Below are 20470 nucleotides of genomic sequence, written 5' to 3'. Positions count from 1 at the left end.
GGAGCCGGACACTCGGTCCGGCTCCCCTCGTCACGCCGCCAGGGCGGGATCGTCAGGTGAAGGCGATCCCGTGATGGTCCGTGATGGTCTGGAAGGTGACCGTCGCCGGCTGGCCGGGATCCTGGAACCCCTGCGAGACCGGAACCTCCGTCCCGCCGGTGAAGCGCGCGAACCAGTTCTGCGCGAGCACCGGCACCACCGCGTCCCCGCCGACGATCGAGCCCGGCGCGTCCGCGGTCGAGGCGACGAAGCGGATGCCCGGCAGCACGTCGTTGGGGGTGGATCCCTGGAACACCCCGTTGTTCAGGATGAAGCCGGAGTTGTCGTCCAGGTACAGCGCGATCTGGCCCTGGTCCGTCCGCTCCACCGCCTGGAACCGCGTGTACCCGTAGATGGTCAGCGTGTCCCCCTCGGCCGGGTTGAAGTCCAGCATGAAGTCCACGCCGTCCCCGGCCTGCCAGACGAACTTGTCCGCCCCGGCATTGCCCTCGATCACGTCGCCGAAGACGATGCCGGTCACGCGGCCCGCAGCGTTCAGGCTCATGCGCCCGTCATCCTGGCCGCCGATGACGATGTCGTCGCCGGAGGCACCCTGCAGCGAGTCGTTGCCGGTGCCGCCGACCACGATGTCGTTGCCCTCGTTGCCCGTCAGGATGTCGTTGCCGCTGCCGCCGTAGAGCGTGTCGTTCCCTCCCTCGCCCTGCATGTTGTCGTTTCCGGCGCCGGACTCCAGCAGGTCGTTGTCGTCGCCGCCCTCGCCGATGTCGTCGCCGGCGCCGCCGAGGATGGTGTCGTTGCCCTGCTGGCCCTGCACGTTGTCGTTGCCGTTGCCGCCGCTCAGGAAGTCGTCGCCCAGGTGTCCGTTGAGCGAGTCCTCGCCATCTTCGCCGTAAAGGGCATCGTTGCTGTCCAGGCCGTTGATCGAGTCATTGCCGGCCCCGCCCAGGATGTGATCCGACGCGGCCGTGCCGGGGAACCCGTCCGACCCGTCGGTAAGCGAGGTGGTCGGCACCAGCCCGGTCAGCGGATCCAGCGCGAGCACCAGCCCCGCCGTGCTGCGGAGGTCGGAGGCGTTGGCGCCGAGGGTGACCACCAGGCTGGACACCCCGTTCAGCTGGGATGCGTCGCTGTCCAGGAACTCCGACCCGGCCTGGTCCTGCAGGGTAAAGGCCGTCCCGACCAGCGGCGCGAACTGCACCTTGTAACTGCCGGCGGCAAGGTCGGTGAAGTAGTAGTTCCCGCCCTCGTCCGTCGTCGTCACCGGCCCGAGCACCGCGCCGTTGGCGTCGAGCAGCCGCACCTCCACCCCGGCCAGGCCCGCCTCGCCGGCATCGTGGATGCCGTTCCCGTTGGCATCGATGTAGACGTTGCCGCCCACCTGGGTGGTGATCTGGTAGAGCCCCGCCGCCACGTCATCGAGGTTCGACCCGGGCGCGAGGGTGAGAAGAGGCGTGCGCCCGTTGCTCGGGGTGACGTCGCTGTCGATCGTGTCGTCGGTGCCGATGTTGCGCGGGCTGAAAGCGTAGCCCGCGGGCGCCACGAACTGCACCTGGTAGCGGCCGGCAGAGATGTCCCCGAAGCTGTAGGTGCCGTCCGCCCTCGTTGTCGTCGTGGCCGCCACGGTGCCGTCCGGGTTCAGCAATTGGACGGTAATCCCGGCCAGCCCATCCTCCCCCATGTCGCGGATGCCGTTGCGATTGTTGTCGGCGAAGGCGAAGTCGTTGGCCCCGCTGATCGTGGCCGGCACGAAGACACCCGCCGCGACGTTGTTGACGATCCCGCCCGGCCCGACGGTGATCAGCCCCGTGAGCCCGGTGCCCTGGTCCGCATCGCTGTCGACCGCGTCGTTCGTGCCGGCATCGGTCGGGCTGAAGACCGCGCCCGTCGGGGCCACGAACTCCACCTGGTACTGCCCGGGCGTGACGCCGGCGAAGGCATAGGTACCGCCGGCGTTCGTCGTGGTCGTGGCGGCCACCGTCCCGTCCGGGTTCAGCAGGTTGACGGTGATCCCCGCCAGCCCCGCTTCCCCGGCGTCGCGGATGCCGTTGCGGTTGTTGTCCGCGAAGACCACGTCGCCCGACCCGGCGAAGCTGCCGGGTACGAAGAGGCCCGCCGCGAGATTGTCGATCGTGGCCCCCGGCGTGAGGGTGAGCAACGGGGTGCTCCCGCTGCTCGGCGACACGTCGCTGTCGATCGTGTCGTCGGGCCCGATGTTCCGCGGGCTGAAGGTCGCCCCGGTCGGGGCCACGAAATGCACCTGGTACTGCCCCGCCGCGACGCCGGTGAAGCTGTAGTTCCCGTTCGCCCCGGTCGTCGTCGTAGCCGCCACCGTCCCGTCGGGGTTCAGCAGCTGGACGGTGATCCCGGCCAGCCCCGTCTCCCCGGCGTCGCGGATGCCGTTCCGGTTATTGTCCGCGAAGACGAAGTCGTTCGCCCCGGTGATGGAAGCCGGTACGAAGATGCCCGCCGCAAGGTTATCGAGCGTGCTGCCCGGCGCGAGGGTCAGCAGCGGGGTGCGCCCGGTGCTCGGGGTCACGTCGCTGTCGATCGTGTCGTCCGTGCCGGCGTTCCGTGGGCTGAAGGTAGCGCCCGAAGGCGCCACGAACTGCACCTGGTACTGGCCCGGTGCGACGCCGGTGAATGAATAGGCGCCGGTCCGCGTGGTGGTGGTGGTGGCCGCCACCGTCCCGTCCGGGTTCAGCAGCTGGACGGTGATGCCCGCCAGCCCGGTCTCCCCGGCGTCGCGGATGCCGTTGCGGTTGTTGTCCGAGAAGACGAAGTCGCTCACCCCGCTGATCGCGGCCGGCAGGAAGAGGCCCGCCGCGACGTTGTTGACGCTCCCGCCAGGCCCGACCGTAACGAGCGGGGAGATCCCGGTGCCCGGGGCCGCGTCGCTGTCGATCGCGTCGTCGTTGCCGGCGTCGGCCGGGCTGAACGTCGCGCCGTTCGGTGCCACGAACTGCACCTGGTACTGCCCCGGCGCGACGCCGGCGAAGGAGTAGGTCCCGTTCGCCGCCGTGGTCGTGGTGGCCGCGATCGAGCCATCCGCGTTCAGCAGCCGCACCGTGACCCCGGCCAGACCACCTTCGCCGGCATCACGGATGCCGTTGCGGTTGTTGTCCGCGAAGACCACGTCGCCGGACCCGGCGAAGCTGCCGGGCACGAAGAGGCCCGCCGCGAGGTTGTCGATCGTCCCGCCCGGCCCGACCGTGACGAGCCCCGTGCGCCCGGTGCCCTGGGCCGCGTCGCTGTCGATCGTGTCATCCGTGCCGACGTCGGTCGGGCTGAACGTCGCCCCGGTCGGCGCCACGAACTGCACCTGGTACTGCCCCGGCGTCACCCCGGCGAAGGAGTAGGTCCCGTCCGCCCGCGTCGTCGTCGTGGCCGCCACCGTCCCGTCCGGGTTCAGCAGCTGGACGGTGATCCCGGCCAGCCCCGTCTCCCCGGCATCGCGGATGCCGTTCCGGTTGTTGTCGGCAAAGACGATATCGCCCGTCCCGCCAACGCTCCCCGGCACGAAGAGGCCCGCCGCCAGGTTATCGAGCGTGCTGCCCGGCGCGAGGGTGAGGAGAGGGGTGCGCCCGTTGGCCGGCGACACGTCGCTGTCGATCGTGTCGTCGGCCCCAATGTTGCGCGGGCTGAAGGTGGCACCGTTGGGGGCCACGAACTGGACCTGGTACTGCCCCGGCGTCACCCCGGCGAAGGAATAGGTCCCGTCCGCCCCCGTCGTCGTGGTGGCCGCCACCGTCCCGTCGGGGTTCAGCAACTGCACGGTGATCCCGGCCAGCCCCGTCTCCCCGGGGTCGCGGATGCCGTTCCGATTGTTGTCCGCGAAGACGAAGTCGTTCGGCCCGCTGACCGTGGCCGGCACGAAGAGGCCCGCCGCGACGTTGTTGACCGTCCCGCCAGGGCCGACCGTCACGAGCGGGGAGCGTCCGGTTCCCGGGGCCGCGTCGCTGTCGATCGTGTCGTCCGTGCCGACATCGGCCGGGCTGAACGTCGCGCCGTTCGGCGCCACGAACTGCACCTGGTAGGTTCCCGGCGCGACCCCCGTGAAGGAGTAGGCGCCAGTGCTCGTGGTGGTCGTCGTGGCCGCCACCGTCCCGTCCGGGTTCAGCAGCTGCACCGTGACCCCGGCCACGCCACCCTCGCCGGCATCGCGGATGCCGTTGCGGTTGTTGTCCGCGAAGACCACGTCGCCCCGGCCGGCAAAGCTGGCCGGCACGAAGAGCCCCGCCGCAAGGTTGTCGAGGGTGCCCCCCGGCCCGATGTCGACCAGCGCCGAGCGCCCGGTGGCCGGAGCGACGTCGCTGTCCACCGTGTCGTCCACCCCCACATTGTCGGGGCTGAAGGTCGCGCCATTGGGCGCCACGAACTGGAGCTGGTACTGCCCCGGGGTCACCCCCGCGAAGGAGTAGGTCCCGTTCGCCCCCGTGGTGGTCGTCGCCGCCACGGTGCCGTCGGCGTTCAGCAGCTGGACGGTGATGCCCGCCAGCCCCGTCTCGCCGACGTCGCGGATGCCGTTCCGGTTGTTATCGGCGAAGACGATATCGCCCGCTCCGCTCACGCTCGCCGGCACGAAAAGACCCGCGGCGACGTTGTTGACCGTGCCGCCGGGGCTGACCGTGACCGTCGCCGTGCGCCCGGTGCCCGGGGCCGCGTCGCTGTCGATCGTGTCGTCCGTGCCAGCATCGGCCGGGCTGAAGGTCGCCCCCGTCGGCGCGACGAACTGCACCTGGTACTGCCCCGGCGCGACGCCTGGGAAGCTGTAGGTGCCATCCGCCCCCGTGGTGGTGGTCGCCGCCACGGTGCCGTCCGGGTTCAGAAGCTGCACCGTGATCCCGGCCAGCCCGCCTTCACCGGCATCGCGGATGCCGTTCCGGTTGTTGTCCGCGAACACCGCATCGCCCGCCCCGCCGAAGCCGCCGGGCAGGAAAAGCCCGGCCGCGAGGTCGTTCAGCGTTCCACCCGGGGAGAGGGTGAAGAGGGTGGAGCGCCCGGTCGTCGGCGTCACGTCGCTGTCGACCGTATCGTCGTCGCCGATGTTGCGCGGGCTGAAGGTGGCGCCGTCGGGCGCGACGAACTGCACCTGGTACTGGCCCGGCGCGACCCCCGTGAAGGAATAGGTCCCGTCCGCCCGCGTGGTGGTCGTGCCCGCCACGGTGCCGTCAGGGTTCAGCAGCTGCACCGTGACCCCGGCCAGCCCGCCTTCCCCGGCGTCGCGGACGCCGTTGTTGTTGTTATCCAGGAAGACGAAGTCGTTCGCCCCGGTGATGGAGGCCGGCACGAAGAGCCCGGCCGCGTAGTTGTCGAGCGTGCCTCCGGAATTGAGGGTGATGATCGTGGAGCGCCCGCTGCTCGGGGTCACGTCGCTGTCGATCGTGTCGTCGGGCCCGATGTTGCGCGGGCTGAAGGTCGCGCCGTTGGGCGCCACGAACTGCAGCTGGTACTGCCCCGGCGTCAGCCCGGTGAAAGAGTAGCCGCCCGTGGCCGTGGTCGTGGTCGTCGCCGCCACGGTGCCGTCGAGGTTCAGCAGCTGGACGGTAATGCCCGCCAGCCCCGTCTCCCCGGCGTCACGGATGCCGTTGCGGTTATTATCCGCGAAGACAAAGTCGTTCGCCCCGTTGATGTTGGCGGGAACGAAGGCGCCGGCGGAAAGGCTGGCGGAGCTGCCGCCGGAGGCCAGGGTGAAGGCGGCGCTGCGCCCATTGGCCCCGACGTCGCTGTCCACCGTATCGTCACTGCCCCGGTCCTGGGCGGTGAAGACGGACCCGTTCGGCCCGGTGAACTGCACCTGGTAGGTGCCGGGCGCCACGCCGGCGAAGGAATAGGCGCCGCCCGTGCCGGTGGTGGTGGTGGCCACCACGGCCCCGGCGCCGTTCAGCAGCTGCACGGTCTGGCCGACGATCCCCGCCTCGTTCGTGCCGCGGATGCCGTCGCCGTTGGTGTCCGTGAAGAAGCTGCCGGAGACGGTGACGGGCGTGAAGACGCCGGCGGAGACATTCCCGATGCTGCCGCCCGAGGCGAGAGTGAAGGTATCGCTGCGCCCATTCGCCTCCGCGTCGCTGTCCACCGTATCGTCGCCGCCCACGTCCTGGGTGGTGAAGACGGTTCCCGCCGGCCCGACGAACTGCACCTGGTAGGTGTCAGGTGCGACCCCGGTGAAGGAATAGGCCCCGCCCGCACCCGTAGTGGTGGTCGCGACCACCGCCCCCGCGCCGTTCAGCAGCTGCACGGTGGTGCCGGACACCCCGGCCTCACCGGCATTGCGGATGCCGTCTCCGTTCGCGTCCGTGAAGACGTTGCCGGAGACCGTCACGGGCGTGAATGTGCCCGCCGAGACATTGGCCGCACTTCCGCCGGAGGCGAGGGTGAAGGCAGCCGTCCGGCCATTCGCCCCCGCGTCGCTGTCGACGGCATCGTTGCCGCCCTGGTCCTGGGCGGTGAACACGGTGCCGGCGGCCGCGGCGAACTGGACCTGGTAGGTGCCCGGGGTGACGTTGGCGAAGGAGTAGGCCCCGCCCGCACCCGTGGAGGTGGTGGCCACCACGGCGCCGGCCGCGTTCAGCAGCTGCACGGTCTGCCCGGCAACGCCCGCCTCGCCCGTGCCCTGGATGCCGTCGCCGTTGGTGTCGGTGAAGAAGGTGCCGGAGACGGAGGTCGGGGTGAAGAAGCCCGCCGACACGTTGGCGACCGCCTGGCCCGAGCCGACGACGATGGAGCCCGTCCGCCCGGTCGCGTTGACGTCGCTGTCGATGGCGTCGTTCGCGCCCTGGTCCTGGGCGGTGAAGACGGTGCCGTTCGGCCCGGTGAACTGCACCTGGTAGGTGCCGGGCGCGACGCCGGTGAAGGAGTAAGCTCCCGTGCTCGAGGTCGTGGTCGTCGCGACCACCGTCCCGTCGCTCGCCAGCAGCTGCACGGCCACGCCTGCCGCGCCCGCCTCGCCGCCGTTCAGCACGCCATCGCCATTCGCGTCCACAAAGGCGCTGCCGCTCACCGTCGTCGGCGTGAAGATGCCCGCGGAGATGTTCGTCGCGCTCTCACCCGAAGCAAGGGTGAAGGCGGGGGTGCGCCCGCTGGAGCCCGCGTCGCTGTCCACCGTGTCGTCGGTGCCGACGTCCCGGTTGGTGAAGACCGTTCCACTCGGCCCGACGAACTGCACCTGGTAGCTGCCGGGCACAACCCCGGTGAAGGAGTAGGCGCCGGTGTTCGAGGTGGCGGTGGTGGCGACCACGGCGCCGGCGCTGTTCGCCAGCTGCACGGTGGTGCCGGACACCCCGGCCTCACCGGCATTGCGGATGCCGTCTCCGTTCGCGTCCGTGAAGACGTTGCCGGAGACCGTCACGGGCGTGAAAGTCCCCGCCGAGACATTGGCCGCGCTTCCGCCGGAGGCGAGGGTGAAGGCAGCCGTCCGGCCATTCGCCCCCGCGTCGCTGTCGACGGCATCGTTGCCGCCCTGGTCCTGGGCGGTGAACACGGTGCCGGCGGCCGCGGCGAACTGGACCTGGTAGGTGCCCGGGGTGACGTTGGCGAAGGAGTAGGCCCCGCCCGCACCCGTGGAGGTGGTGGCCACCACGGCGCCGGCCGCGTTCAGCAGCTGCACGGTCTGCCCGGCAACGCCCGCCTCGCCCGTGCCCTGGATGCCGTCGCCGTTGGTGTCGGTGAAGAAGGTGCCGGAGACGGAGGTCGGGGTGAAGAAGCCCGCCGACACGTTGGCGACCGCCTGGCCCGAGCCGACGACGATGGAGCCCGTCCGCCCGGTCGCGTTGACGTCGCTGTCGATGGCGTCGTTCGCGCCCTGGTCCTGGGCGGTGAAGACGGTGCCGTTCGGCCCGGTGAACTGCACCTGGTAGGTGCCGGGCGCGACGCCGGTGAAGGAGTAGGCCCCCGTGCTCGAGGTCGTGGTCGTCGCGACCACCGTCCCGTCACTCGCCAGAAGCTGCACGGCCACGCCTGCCGCGCCCGCCTCGCCGCCGTTCAGCACGCCATCGCCATTCGCGTCCACAAAGGCGCTGCCGCTCACCGTCGTCGGCGTGAAGATGCCCGCGGAGATGTTCGTGGCACCCCCGCCGGAGGGCAGGATGATCGCCGCCGTCCGCCCCGTCGCCGGGTTGGCGTCGCTGTCCACAGCGTCGTTGTTGCCCTGGTCCTGGGCGGTGAACACCGTGCCGCCCGCGGTGACGAAGCCGACCTGATAGGTGCCGGGCGCCACGCCCGTGAAGGAGTAGGCCCCCGTGGCCGAGGTCGTAGTCGTCGCGACTACCGCCCCCGCGCTGTTGAGCAGCTGCACGGTCTGGCCGGCCACGCCCGCCTCGCCCGTGCCCTGCACGCCGTCGCCATTGGCATCGGCGAAGACGACGCCGCCGAGGCTGACCGTCGTGTAGCTGCCCGCGGAGACATTGGTCGCTGCCTGGCCGGAGGCGAGGGTGATCGGCGCCGTGCGGCCGGTGGTCGGCGCGACGTCGCTGTCCACCGCATCGTTGCCGCCCTGGTCCTGCGCGGTGAACACCGCGCCGGCCGGCGCCGCGAACTGCACCTGGTAGGTGCCGGGCGGCAGGCCGGTGAAGGAATAGGCCCCGCCGCTGCCCGTGGTGGTCGTGGCCACCACCGCGCCGGCGGTGTTCAGCAGCTGCACCGTCTGGCCGGAGGCCCCGGTCTCGCCCGTGCCCTGCACGCCGTCGCCGTTGGTGTCGGTAAAGGCCGTGCCGCTGACGCTGACCGGGACATAGGTGCCGGCCGAGACATTGGTCGCGGTCTGGCCGGAGGCGAGGGTGAGCAGTGCGGACCGGCCCGTTGCCGGGTTCGCGTCGCTGTCGGCCGCGGAGTTGCTGCCCTGATTCGCCAGCGTAAAGGCGCTGCCGGACGGGGCGGCGAACTGCACCTGATACTGGCCGGGCGTCAGCCCCGTGAAGGAATAGGCGCCGCCGCTGCCCGTGGTGGTCGTGGCCACCACCGCGCCGGCCGCGTTCAGCAGCTGCACGGTCTGGCCGGTGGCCCCCGCCTCGCCGGATCCCTGGATCCCGTCCCCGTTCGTGTCGGTGAAGACGCGCCCACTGACGCTGACCGGCACGTAGGCGCCCGCCCCGACGTTGGAGATCGTGCCGCCGGACGAGACGGCGATGCTGGCCGTGCGCCCGGCGCCGTTGACGTCGCTGTCCACCGCTTCGTTGGTGCCCTGGTCCTGCGCGGTGAACACGGCGCCGTTGGGCGCCGTGAACTGCACCTGGTAGGTGCCGGGGGTCACGCCCGTGAAGCTATAGGTGCCGTTGCTATCCGTGGTGGTCGTCGCCACGGCGGTGCCGGCGCTGTTCAGCAGCTGCACGGTCGCGCCCGTGATCCCGGCCTCGCCCGCGTCGCGCACGCCGTTCCCATTGGCGTCCAGGAAGAAGATGTTGCCCGTGCCAGTGGAGGCCGGGGTGAAGATGCCGGCCCCTACATTGGGCTGCGTGCGCCCGGATGCGAGGGAGATGAGGGCGGTCGTGCCGGTGCTGGGGTTCGCGTCGCTGTCAAAGTTCTCGCTCGTCCCCTGGTCCTGTGGGGAGAAGACGGTGCCATTGGGCGCGACGAACTGGACCTGGTACTGGCCGGGCGCCACCCCGGTGAAGTTGTAGGCACCGCCCGTGCCGGTGGTGGTGGTGGCCACCACCGCGCCGTCCGCGTCCAGCAGGCGCACGGTGACGCCGGTGACCCCCGCCTCGCCACTGGTGCGGATGCCGTCGGCATCGGTGTCTCCGAAGACGACGCCGCCGATGGACACGGGGGTGAAGCTGCCGGCAGAAACGTTGGAGACGACCTGGCCGGAGCCGACCGTGATGTTCGGGGTGCGCCCGGTGGTGACGCTCACGTCACTGTCCACCGCGTCGTTCGTGCCGCGGTCCTGCGTCGTGAAGACCGTGCCGGACTGGGCGGTGAACTGGACCTGATAGGTGCCGGGGACGATGCCGGTGAAGGAGTAGGCGCCGGTGCTGGAGGTGGTGGTGGTGGCCACGACCGCGCCGGCGCTGTTCAGCAGCTGGACAGTCTGGCCGGCCACGCCGCCTTCGCCCGCGGTCTGGATGCCGTCGCCGTTGTTGTCGAGGAAGCCCACCCCGCCGATCGTGGCCGGGACATAGGCGCCCGCGGAGATGTTCGGCGCCGACTGGCCGGAGGTGAGGGTGAAGAGGCCCGTGCGGCCCGAGGCGTTGACGTCGCTGTCCACCGCCGTGTTGCTGCCCTGGTTCTGGGCTGTGAACACCGCGCCGTTGGGCGCCGTGAACTGCACTTGGTAGGTGCCGGGGACGATGTTGGTGAAAGAATAGGCACCGTTCGCCCCGGTGGTGGTGGTCGCCACCACCGCGCCGAGCGCGTTCAGCAGCTGCACGCTCTGGCCCGCGATGCCCGTCTCGCCCGTGCCCTGGATCCCGTCCCCGTTCACGTCCGTGAAGAAGTTGCCAGCGACCGAGATCGGGGTGAAGACGCCCGCCGAAGTGGTCAGGTTGCTGCCGCCGGAGAGGATGGTGATGCTCCCCGTCCGCCCGGTCGTCGGGTTGGCGTCGCTGTCCAGCGCCAGGTCCAGGCCCTGGTTCTGCTGCGTGAAAATCGTGCCGCTCGGCGCCACGAACTGCACCTGGTAGGTGCCGGGCGCCACGTTGGTGAAGGCGTAGTTGCCCAGGGCAGAGGTGGTCGTGGTCGCCACCACCGCGCCCGCGCTGTTGAGCAGCTGCACCGTCGCCCCCGCCACCACGGGCGCGAGCGGGTTGCGGATGCCGTTGCCGTTCACGTCGTTGAACACGCTGCCGGCGATCGTCCCCGGCACGAAGCTGCCGGCCGAGACATTCGCCACGTTGCTGCCGGAGGTGAGGCTGATGGCGGCGGTGCGGCCCGCGGCGTTCACGTCGCTGTCCACCGCGTCGTTCGTGCCCTGGTCCTGCCCCGTGAAGGCCGATCCGCCGGGCAGCAGGAACTGCACCTGGTAGGTGCCGGGCGTGACGCCGACGAAGGAATAGGCGCCGCCCACGCCGGTAACGGTGGTGGCCACCACATTGCCCGCGCTGTTCAGCAGCTGTACGGCCTGGCCGACGACACCCAGCTCCCCCGTGCCCTGGACGCCGTCCCCGTTGACGTCCACGAAGCCGACGCCGCTGACCGTCGCCGGGACATAGGAGCCGGCGGAGACGTTGGTGGCGGATGCGCCGGAGGCGAGGGTGATCGTGGCCGTGCGGCCCAGCGCGTTCGCGTCGCTGTCCACGGCGTCGTTGGTGCCCTGGTCCTGCGGGCTGAACACCGCCCCCGTCAGGACGGGGAACTGCACCTGATAGGTCCCGGGCTGCAGGCCCGTGAAGGAATAGGCGCCGTTGGCGCCGGTGGTGGTGGTCGCCACCGGCAGGCCCAGGGCGTTCAGCAGGGTCACGGTCTGGCCGGCGATCCCGGCCTCGCCCGTGCCCTGGATGCCGTCCGCGTTCGCGTCCACGAAGGCGGTGCCGGAAACGCTGACAGGCGTGAAGACGCCGGCCGAGAGGTTGGTGACGCTGCCGCCGGCGACGAGGACGAAGGACGCGGTGCGGCCATTGGCGCCGGCATCGCTGTCCACCGCCGTGTTCAGCCCCTGGTTCTGCAGGGTGAACACGGTGCCGCTCGGGGAGACGAACTGCACCTGGTAGGTGCCGGGCGCGACCCCGGTGAAGGAATAGGCGCCGGTGGAGGAGGTGGTGGTCGTCGCCACCACCGCGCCGGAGGTGTTCACCAGCTGCACGGTCGCGCCCACCACGGCGGCATCGCCCGTGGCGCGAATGCCGTCCCCGTTGCTGTCGGTGAAGACGGCGCCGGAAACGGTGGCCGGCACGAAGCTGCCCGCCGCGACGTTCGTGACGCTGCCGCCGGAAGTGAGGGTGATGGGGGCGGTGCGGCCGGTGGAGCCGACATCGCTGTCCACCGCATCGTTCGTGCCCTGGTCCTGGGCCGTGAACACCGTGCCGGCGGGCGAGGAGAACTGCACCGTATAGGTGCCGGGAACCACGCCCGTGAAGGAATAGGCGCCGAGGATGGAGGTGCTCGTCGTCGCCACCACCGTGCCGGCGCTGTTCAGCAGCTGCACCGTCTGCCCGCCGAGCGAGGGCTCAAGCAGGTCCTGCGTGCCGTTGCCGTTCGTGTCCGTGAAGGCGAAGCCGCTGATCGTCCCGGGCGTATAAACGCCGGCATTGACGGACCCGCTGCTGCCCGCCGCCAGCGTGATCGTGCCGTTGCCGGAGCTGTTCACCCCGCTGCCGGAGGCGCCGGTCGCCGTCGGGGAGAAGCTGCTGCCGCTCGGCGCCGCGACCCGCACGCTGTAGGTGCCCGCCGCCACGTTGGCGAAGTCGTAGCGACCGTTCGCGTCCGTCACGTCCGTGCTGACGAGGGTGCCGGCGGAATTGTAGAGCCGGACGGTGACGCCGGACACGCCGCTGTCCGCGGTCCCCTGGGTGCCATCCGCGTTCGTATCGCGGAAAACGGTGCCCGAGAGGCTCGCGGGCGCGCTGTCGAAGCCGACGATCTTGCCCGTGGTCGTGTCCGTCGCCGTCACCACCGTCGGCGATTCCAGCTGTCCCGCCGTGGTGGGGATGTTGACGGTGGAGGATGCGACCCGGCCGAACTCGAAGGCGGGGGAGGGCGACGTGACCACCACCCGGTTGTAGCCGGAGGTGGGCGAGGTGAAGTTGATGTTGACGTAGATGGTGCCGTCGGCTCCCTGCGAGCCGTTGGCGCCGGACTCTACCTGGGCGCCGGTGATCTGGTAGACCAACGTGCTGCCGTTGTAGAAGCTGATCGTATTGCCGGCATCCACCGAGCCCCATTGCAGGCCGAAATACCGCTGCACGGTGGAGTAGTTGATGGTTGCGGGATTGGTCGATCCCACGGCGAAGTAGTTCCCGGCCTCGCCATAGGGCGTGGCCGCCGTCCCACTCAGCGTGCCGTGGTACACGCCGGAAGTGCCGGCGAAGGTGATGGTGTTGCCTGCCCCGAAGCGGAGGGTGTTGTCAGTCACCTCGCCCGTGATCGTCGACGTGCCGAGCGTGAGCAGCGTGACGTTGCTATTGCCGGGGACGGATCCGAGGGCGGTATCGACGGTAACGGCCATGGTTTTTCACAGCTCCGGATTGGGTATGGCGTTTCGCTGGACAGCTTTCGGGCGGGGAGGGGTCTGGGCCCGGAAGCGAACTGGAAGGGGATGGCCCGTCAGGCCAAGCATCTCAGGCGGCGCGGGGATCCGCGCTCCGGCCCGCTGTGCCGCTCAGCACTGCTGCCGCAGTTTCAGGTGCGACCAGGCCCCGGTGCTCAGTAAGCGGGCCTTGGGGCACGAGCGGAGATTCCGGTTGCGGCATGGGGAATTTTCGCCCAAATGACGTTCAGGGATCACATTTAACAACTTCAGGTTGCTTAACGTAAAGCTAATTCTTTCGAAGTTGTATAAAGCGTAAGAGTCTCAACTTGTTGTGACGTTAACATTTCCGACACATGATCGGGCTGGGGCAGGCGTCCAACCTTGGTCTCGCCGCGGCTGAGCCCGGCCGGGCTTCCCCTGCACCGCCCGGCAATGACACCCTGGCGCGAGCCAGAAGGGGGATGGAATGCCAGCCAGCGATTCCTCACTCGCGGGCGGGTGCCACTGTGGCGCGGTGCGCTACGAGGCGCGCGGCAAGCCCTTCCACGCCACGATCTGCCATTGCCAGGATTGCCGGCGCGTTGCCGGGGCGCCCCTGGTTGCCTGGTTCAGCGTCCGCGCCCGCGATTTCCACGTGGTGCGCGGCAGAATCCGCCCCTACGCCTCCTCTTCCCGTGCCGAACGGGGCTTCTGCGGGGACTGCGGCACCCCCCTGACCTTCCGGGCGCATGACCTGCCCGAGGAGATCGACGTGGCGACCGCGACTCTGGACGACCCGGCGGCCGTGCCCCCGGCGGACCACGTGCGCGTCGCCTCCGGCATTCCCTGGGCTGCCCCCTGCGACGGCCTGCCGCAACATCGGGAAGGCCGGCCCCAGGGATAGCGCCGGCGCCGCCGCCACCCCATCTCGGCGGCCAGAAGAGGGCCTTTCATGACCGAGATCGACGACGCGACGCGGACGGAGCTGGAAGCGGCCGCCTTCCGCCGCCTGGTGCAGCACCTGCGCGAGCGCACGGACGTGCAGAACATCGACCTGATGAACCTGGCCGGCTTCTGCCGGAACTGCCTCTCCCGCTGGTACCGCGAGGAGGCGGAGGGCAGGGGCATTCCCCTGCCGGACCCGGAGGCGCGGGAGATCGTCTACGGGATGCCCTACAAGGAGTGGCAGGCGAAGCACCAGAAGGAGGCGAGCGCGGACCAGAAGGCCGCCTTCGCCAAGTCGAACCCGGGACACTAGCTTGCAGGCCGTCATCGCCAGCCTGGTCATGCCCTTCGACCAGGTGCTGGACCGCGGCTTCCGCGGCCCGCTGCTGAAAGGCATGGCCGGCGCCGTGCTGGCGCTCGGCGGCCTCGTCTGGCTCGCCGGCTGGGCCATGGACGCGCTGGCCGGCGGCACCGGCTGGCTCGCCACGGCGGCGGGGGTGCTGGGCGGCGTCGCCGGCCTCTTCGCCGCCTTCTGGCTCTTCGTCCCCTTCGCCCTCGCCATCGCCGGCCTCTTCCTGGACGAGACGGCAGCGGCGGTGGAGCGGCGCCACTACCCCGCGCTGCCCCCGCCCAGGCGCGGGGCCTCGCTCGCCTCCCAGGGCGTGTTCAACCTTGTGCTCGCCCTGAAGGTCCTGGCCCTGAACCTCGTCCTGCTCCCGGTGGCACTTCTCCTGCCGCTGGTGGGCGGCGCGCTGCTCTGGGTGGTCGCCGCCGTCTCCCTCGGCAACGGCCTCTTCGAGGGGGTGGCGCAGCGCCGCATGCCGGTGTCCGAGGCACGGCTGCTCCGCAAGCGCCGGGCCTTCTCCGTCCTGGCCGTGGGCGCGGCCATGGCCACCCTGGCCCTGCTGCCCTTCGCCAACCTCCTGGTCCCCGTGCTGGGAACCGCTGCCATGACCCACCTTCTGCACCGGGGCGCCGACGGCCCCGTGGCCTGAGCGCGGGTGGCCTGGGCGCCACGCCGTTCGCGGAAGGTTCTCTCCCCCGAATCTGGGCATTGAGGCGGGAGGGGCGTCGGGGGTAAGACCCGCGCCTTCGCCCGAGGGGGGCTGAGGGGCGGCAAGGGAATGAGGCTGGCGCGGCGTGCGCCCGCCTCCCTCCAGCCGCCGAGCGGAGTAAGGGGGCTGCCATGTCCGACGTACCTTTCGACATCGACGACGAGGCCGCCGCGAGCCGCGCGAGGCAGGCCGCTGACCCGGACCCGGATGTCGGCGGCATCGCCGTCGACCGGCTGCGCTCCATCATCGAGCGGGTGGAGCGGCTGGAGGAGGAGCGCAAGGCGCTCGCCGACGACATCAAGGACATCTTCGCCGAGGCGAAGAGCGCGGGCTTCGACGTGAAGGTGGTCCGCCAGATCATCCGCCTGCGCAAGCAGGAGCCCGCCGAAGTGGAGGAGATGGAGACCCTCCTCGAGCTCTACCGCCGCGCACTCGGGATGTGACGCGCCCCCCCCGGCGCAGGCCCGCCGGGGGATTGCGGGGTGATCCGGCCGGCGCCATAGGCTCCAACCCCATGGATGCAGCCCAGGGCGCCCCGGCGCGGAACGAGACCCTCCTCCGCGCCGGCAAGGAGAACCTCGCCGTGCTGCCGGACGAGGCGCTGAACGCGGAGACGCCGCTGGCGCTGCTGGACGCGCCGATCACGCCCGTCTCCCGCTTCTTCGTGCGCAACAACGGCGCGCTTCCCTCGCCGGAAACCCGGGCCGGCTGGACGCTGGCGGTGGACGGAGCGGTGGAGCGTCCCATGGCGCTCAGCATCGAAGACCTGCGAACCCGCTTCGAGGTGGTGAGCTTGACCTCCGTGCTGGAATGCGCGGGCAACAGTCGCCACGGCTTCAAGCAGCCCGTCGACGGCCTTTCCTGGGCCGAGGGCGCGGTGGGCTGCGCGCGCTGGACGGGCGTTCGCCTGCGCGATGTGCTTCACGCGGCCGGCATCCGCCCGGAAGCGGTCTACACCGCCCATTTCAGCCCGGACCGTGCCGTGGGCGGGGAAGGGGACGCCCTCTCCCGAGGGCTGCCGCTCTGGAAGGCGCTGGCGCCGGAGACCTTGCTCGCCTTCGCCATGAACGACGCGCCACTGACTTTCCTGCACGGGGCGCCGCTGCGGATCGTGGCTCCGGGCTTCCCCGGCTCCGCCTGGCAGAAGTGGCTGTCGCGGATCGCGCTCCGCGACCGCGTGCATGACGGGGCGAAAATGACGGGCTACGACTACCGCCTGCCCTCGCGCCCCGTTGCCCCCGGCGAATGGCCGCCGCCGGAGGAAATGGCGGTCATCGAGGACATGCCCGTGAAGTCCCACATCCTTTCGCCCGCGGAGGGCACGGCCCTTCGCAGGGGGCAGCCCGCCACGGTGCGCGGCCACGCCTGGTCCGGCCATGTTCCGCTGGCGGCCGTGGACGTCTCCACCGATGGCGGGGCGAACTGGCAGCCCGCAGGGCTGGGCCAGCAGGAAGGCGCCTTCGGCTGGGCCCCTTTCACCCTGAACTGGATGCCGGAAAGGGCAGGGGAATGCCGCATCCTCGCCCGGGCACGGGATGCGCGGGGCCGGGCCCAGCCGATCGACCCGCCCTGGAACCCGAAGGGCTACGCCAACAACGCCTGCCACGCCGTCACCGTGACCGTCGCGGCGGACTAGCCGCCGGGGAAGTCGCCCGGGAAGCCGTAGAGCCGCTCCGGATTGCGGGAGAGGATCAGCTCCCGCGCCGGCTCCGGCGTCCAGTCCAGGAACACCTCCAGCAGCCGCGCCGCATCCGGCACGGGCCCCTCCGGCCGGGGATGCGGCCAGTCCGTCCCCCAGACCAGCCGCTCCGGGTTCGCCTCCACCAGCGCCTCGTGGAAGGGCCGCGCCTCCGCATAGTCCGGCCCGGTGGCGCCCAGGCGATAGGTGCCGGACAGCTTCGCCCAGAGCGTTCCCTCCGCCACCCCGCGCCGCAGCGCCTGGAAGCCCGGATCCCCCGTTCCGCGCGCGTGGGGCATCCGCCCCATATGGTCCACCACCACCGGCAGCCCGAGGCGCGAGAGGCGCGGCATCAGCTCCGGCAGGTCCGCCGCATCCAGCCAGAGCTGCAGGTGCCAGCCCAGGTCGCGCATGGCCGGCACCAGCGGCTCGATCTCCGCCAGCCGCACCCCGCCGTGATAGGCGGCCTGCCCGGCGCGCCGGTACTCATTGGCGCGCAGCCCGCGGATGCCCGCCGCATGCCACTCCCGCAGCACCGCCGGCGTCAGCTCCGCCCCGCCCACGCCCACGCCGCGCAGCCGGTCCGGCGCGCGGCGCAACGCGTCCAGCGTGGCGCTGTTGTCGCGGTCATAGGCACTGGGCTGCACGATCACGCCGCGCGCCAGGCCCAGCCGGTCCAGCAGCGCCAGGTAGTCCTCCAGCGGCGCGTCCTCCGGCGTGTAGGAGCGCGGCTCGGAATAGGGAAAGCGCGCCGCCGGCCCGAAGACGTGGCAATGGCAGTCGCAGGCGCTGTCCGGCACCCGGGGATCGGGCGCGCTCATTCCGGCTTCAGCCCCGCGATATCGGCAGCCCGCCTGGCGTCTTCCGCCTGGCGCCGCAGGAAGGCCAGGAACCCGTCCGGCGTCTGCTCCGCCCCGGACGCCACCTCGGAACCCATCCCCTCCAGCTTCACGCGGATCGCGGCATCGGCGGTGGCCGCCGCCACGGCATCCCGCACCCCCGAGAGCACCGCCCCCGGCGTGCCGCGCGGCGCCAGCAGCCCGCAGTAGCTCGCGGCGGTGAAGTCCTTCACCCCCGCCTCGGTGAAGGTCGGCACCTCCGGCAGCTGCGGCACGCGGGCCCTGGACGCGACCGCGAGGATGCGCCCCTTGCCCTCCTTGTGCAGCGGCAGGGCGGTGGAGAGCTCGACGAACATCGCTCGGATATTGCCGGCGATGAGATCCGGCACCACGGCGCCGCCACCGCGGTAGGGCACGTGCATCAGCGCCGCGCCGGACGCGTTGTTGAACAGCTCCAGCGCGAGATGCGCCGTGCTTCCGGCACCGGGCGTCCCCACGGTGAACCCGCCGGGCTTCGCCCTGGATTCCGCGACCGCCGCGGCGAGCGTCGCGGGCGGGTTCGCGCCGCCGGCGATCAGCACCAGCGGCACGGCGTTCACCAGTGCGATGGGAACCAGATCGCGCAGCGGGTCATAGGGGAGCCGCGCCTGCACCAAGGGGTTGACCGTGATCGGCCCGTTGGAACCCGCCAGCAGCGTGTAGCCGTCCGCCGCCGCCCGGGCCACCTGCTCCGCGCCCAGGCTGCCGCCCGCGCCGGGACGATTGTCCACCACCACGGGCTGGCCCAGCCGCTCCGTCAGCGCCGGGGCGAGAAGCCGGCTCACCACGTCGATGTTGCCGCCCGCGGCATAGGGCACCACGACGCGGATCGGCCGCTCCGGCCAGGCCGCGAGGGCCGGTCGTGTCAGCAGGGCAAGGGCGGGCAGCGCCAGCGCGTGGCGGCGTATCAGCATTCCTGGTTCCTCCGGGCGGCCGCTTTCATGGCGGCCGCTCTCAGGAGGAGGAGTTCAGGACCGGCCGGGCAGGGCGGTCAAGGCCGCCTCAGCCATAGAGCGCATCCACCGTCCCGGCGTGCTGCTCCAGCACCGCGCGCCGCTTCACCTTCATGGTGGGGGTGAGAAGCCCGTTCTCCATCGTGAAAGGGTCCACCGCCTTCCACTTGCGGATGCGCTCCAGCGAGGACAGCTTGCCGTTGATCCGCTGCACCGCCTTGTCGGGCGATGCGCCTTCCGCGGCCACGATCAGCGCGACGATCCCCGGCCGGCCCTCGCCCGCCACCACGGCCTGCGCGATCTCCGGCTCCGCCATCAGCAGCGTCTCGATCCGCGCCGGGCTCACCATGTCGCCGCCCAGCGTCTTGATGAAGTCCTTCTTGCGATCGGTGATGGTGATGCGCCCATCCCCATCGATGCTGCCAACGTCGCCGGTGTGCAGCCAGGGCCGGTTCTCGCCCGGCGGCACGGAGAGGGTACGGTCCGTCGCCTCCGCGTCGTTCCAGTACCCGTCCATCACCAGCGCCCCGCGGATCAGCAGCTCCCCGTCCTCCGCGATGCGCGCCTCCACCCCCTCCACATGCCGGCCGACGGTGCGGCGGTGGTTGTCCCAGGGCAGGTTCACGGCAACGACGGGCCCGGCCTCCGTCTGGCCGTAGCCCTGCAGCACCGTTACCCCGAGCGCGAGGAAGAAGCCCGAAAGCTCCGGATCCAGCCGCGCCCCGCCGGAGACGAGGGCGCGGAGCTTGCCGCCGAAGCGGGCGCGGATGGGGTTGCGGACCAGCCGGTCCAGCACCGCATCCTCCAGCCGTTCGAAGGGATTCAGCCGCGGCCCGTCCAGCCGCCGCAGCCCGAGGGCCAGGGCCCGGTCGAACAGCTTCCGCTTCCAGGGCTTCTCCTTCTCCAGCCCCGCGAGGATGCGCGTCCGCAGCACCTCGAACAGCCGCGGCACGGCGGTCACCAGCGCCGGCTCGATGTCCCGAAACTCGTTCGCCAGCCGGTCCGCCCCGCGGGAGAAGACGATCTCCAGCCCGCAGGAGGGCAGGAGGAAGCCGCCGACCGTGTGCTCATAGGCGTGCGAGAGCGGCAGGAAGGAGAGGTAGCACTCCCCCTTCCAGTAAATGCCTAGCCGCCGGATGACGGGTGCCACCCCCTCCCGGTTCGCCAGCATGGCGCGGTGCGGCAGCATCACCCCGCGCGGCCTTCCTCCGGTGCCGGAGGTATAGATGAGGCAGGCCAGCCGCCCCTCCGGGATGTGCTGCACCTCCGCCACCAGCATCGCCAGATCCCCCGGCGCCGCCGCCAGCTCGGACCAGGACAGGGTGTCCGGCGCGTCCCCGAGGCAGACCAGCAGGTCCAGCCCCCCATCGCCCGCCGCCTCCCGCAGCCGCTCCGCCAGCCGCGCATTCCCCGCGATCGCCGCGCGCGCCCCGCTGTCCCGCAGCACATGGGCGTGATCGGCCACAGTATTCGTGACGTAGGTCGGCACCGTCACCGCCCCGATCGCCATCAGCGCCGTGTCCGCGATCAGGAATTCCGGCCGGCTGTCCATCACCAGCAGCACGCGGTCCCCCGGGGATACGCCGCGGGCGCGAAGCCCGGCCGCGACATTCGCCACGGCCAGCGCGAAGTCCCGCCAGAGCGTGCGGCGCCAGGCGCCCCCCTCCCAGTGGCGGATCATCGGAGCATCGGGGTTCCGGGCCGCCAGCCCCAGCATCATGCCGGGCAGGCTGGTCCAGCGCTCCCCCTCCGGATGGCCCGCGACCTGATCCATTCCGCTCCCCAATTCCTCGGCCCTTCCCGGACCATTCCCCTTCGGCCCGGCCCCGCTCCGGGCCGCGCTTCCGCCCCGCCGCCCTTGGCTC

At 71.3% G+C, this 20470-nt stretch carries 9 protein-coding genes; 5 read left to right on the top strand and 4 right to left on the bottom strand.

The window, feature by feature from the left end; translation table 11 throughout:
• Window positions 1–52: 52 nt before the first annotated feature.
• Entirely contained in the window at window positions 53–13093 is a 13041-nt protein-coding gene (locus J5Y10_RS07275; RefSeq protein ID WP_209372200.1) for an SdrD B-like domain-containing protein, read from the bottom strand.
• 490 nt (window positions 13094–13583) lie between these two features.
• Here J5Y10_RS07275 and J5Y10_RS07270 point away from each other — a divergent pair, with 490 nt between their 5' ends.
• The 5 genes from J5Y10_RS07270 to J5Y10_RS07250 all read left to right on the top strand — a co-directional run bounded on the left by J5Y10_RS07270 (window position 13584) and on the right by J5Y10_RS07250 (window position 16732).
• Window positions 13584–14000: a GFA family protein gene (locus J5Y10_RS07270; RefSeq protein ID WP_209372198.1), complete on the top strand. Its 417-nt coding sequence runs from the start codon at window positions 13584–13586 to the stop codon at window positions 13998–14000.
• A gap of 48 nt (window positions 14001–14048) precedes the next feature.
• The gene (locus tag J5Y10_RS07265) at window positions 14049–14354 is read left to right on the top strand and encodes a DUF1244 domain-containing protein (RefSeq protein WP_209372197.1); all 306 of its coding nucleotides are present in this window, start codon (window positions 14049–14051) and stop codon (window positions 14352–14354) included.
• A gap of 1 nt (window position 14355) precedes the next feature.
• Window positions 14356–15036 carry an EI24 domain-containing protein gene (locus J5Y10_RS07260; RefSeq protein ID WP_209372196.1) on the top strand — a complete coding sequence of 227 codons (681 nt, stop codon included), beginning with the start codon at window positions 14356–14358 and terminating at the stop codon, window positions 15034–15036.
• Window positions 15037–15227: 191 nt separating this feature from the next.
• Window positions 15228–15539, top strand: a complete 312-nt coding sequence (locus tag J5Y10_RS07255) for a DUF2312 domain-containing protein (RefSeq protein ID WP_209372195.1) — start codon at window positions 15228–15230, stop codon at window positions 15537–15539.
• Window positions 15540–15610: 71 nt separating this feature from the next.
• Window positions 15611–16732: a sulfite oxidase gene (locus J5Y10_RS07250; RefSeq protein WP_209372194.1), complete on the top strand. Its 1122-nt coding sequence runs from the start codon at window positions 15611–15613 to the stop codon at window positions 16730–16732.
• Here the strand turns inward: J5Y10_RS07250 and J5Y10_RS07245 are convergent.
• The 3 genes from J5Y10_RS07245 to J5Y10_RS07235 form a co-directional block, all read right to left on the bottom strand.
• A complete protein-coding gene (locus J5Y10_RS07245; protein ID WP_209372193.1) occupies window positions 16729–17595 on the bottom strand; it encodes an amidohydrolase family protein in 867 nt (288 codons plus the stop codon). The two genes, J5Y10_RS07250 and J5Y10_RS07245, sit on opposite strands and share 4 nt — an antisense overlap.
• Entirely contained in the window at window positions 17592–18566 is a 975-nt protein-coding gene (locus tag J5Y10_RS07240) for a Bug family tripartite tricarboxylate transporter substrate binding protein (protein ID WP_209372192.1), read from the bottom strand. Before J5Y10_RS07240 ends, J5Y10_RS07245 begins: the two co-directional genes overlap by 4 nt.
• 88 nt (window positions 18567–18654) lie before the next feature.
• Window positions 18655–20379: an AMP-dependent synthetase/ligase gene (locus tag J5Y10_RS07235; protein ID WP_209372191.1), complete on the bottom strand. Its 1725-nt coding sequence runs from the start codon at window positions 20377–20379 to the stop codon at window positions 18655–18657.
• Between the last annotated feature and the right edge of the window lie 91 nt (window positions 20380–20470).

Origin of the sequence: Roseomonas indoligenes (assembly GCF_017813365.1) — a bacterium.
In the GTDB taxonomy this organism is placed as follows: domain Bacteria; phylum Pseudomonadota; class Alphaproteobacteria; order Acetobacterales; family Acetobacteraceae; genus Roseomonas; species Roseomonas indoligenes.
This window is presented reverse-complemented; position numbering and strand designations above follow the sequence as displayed.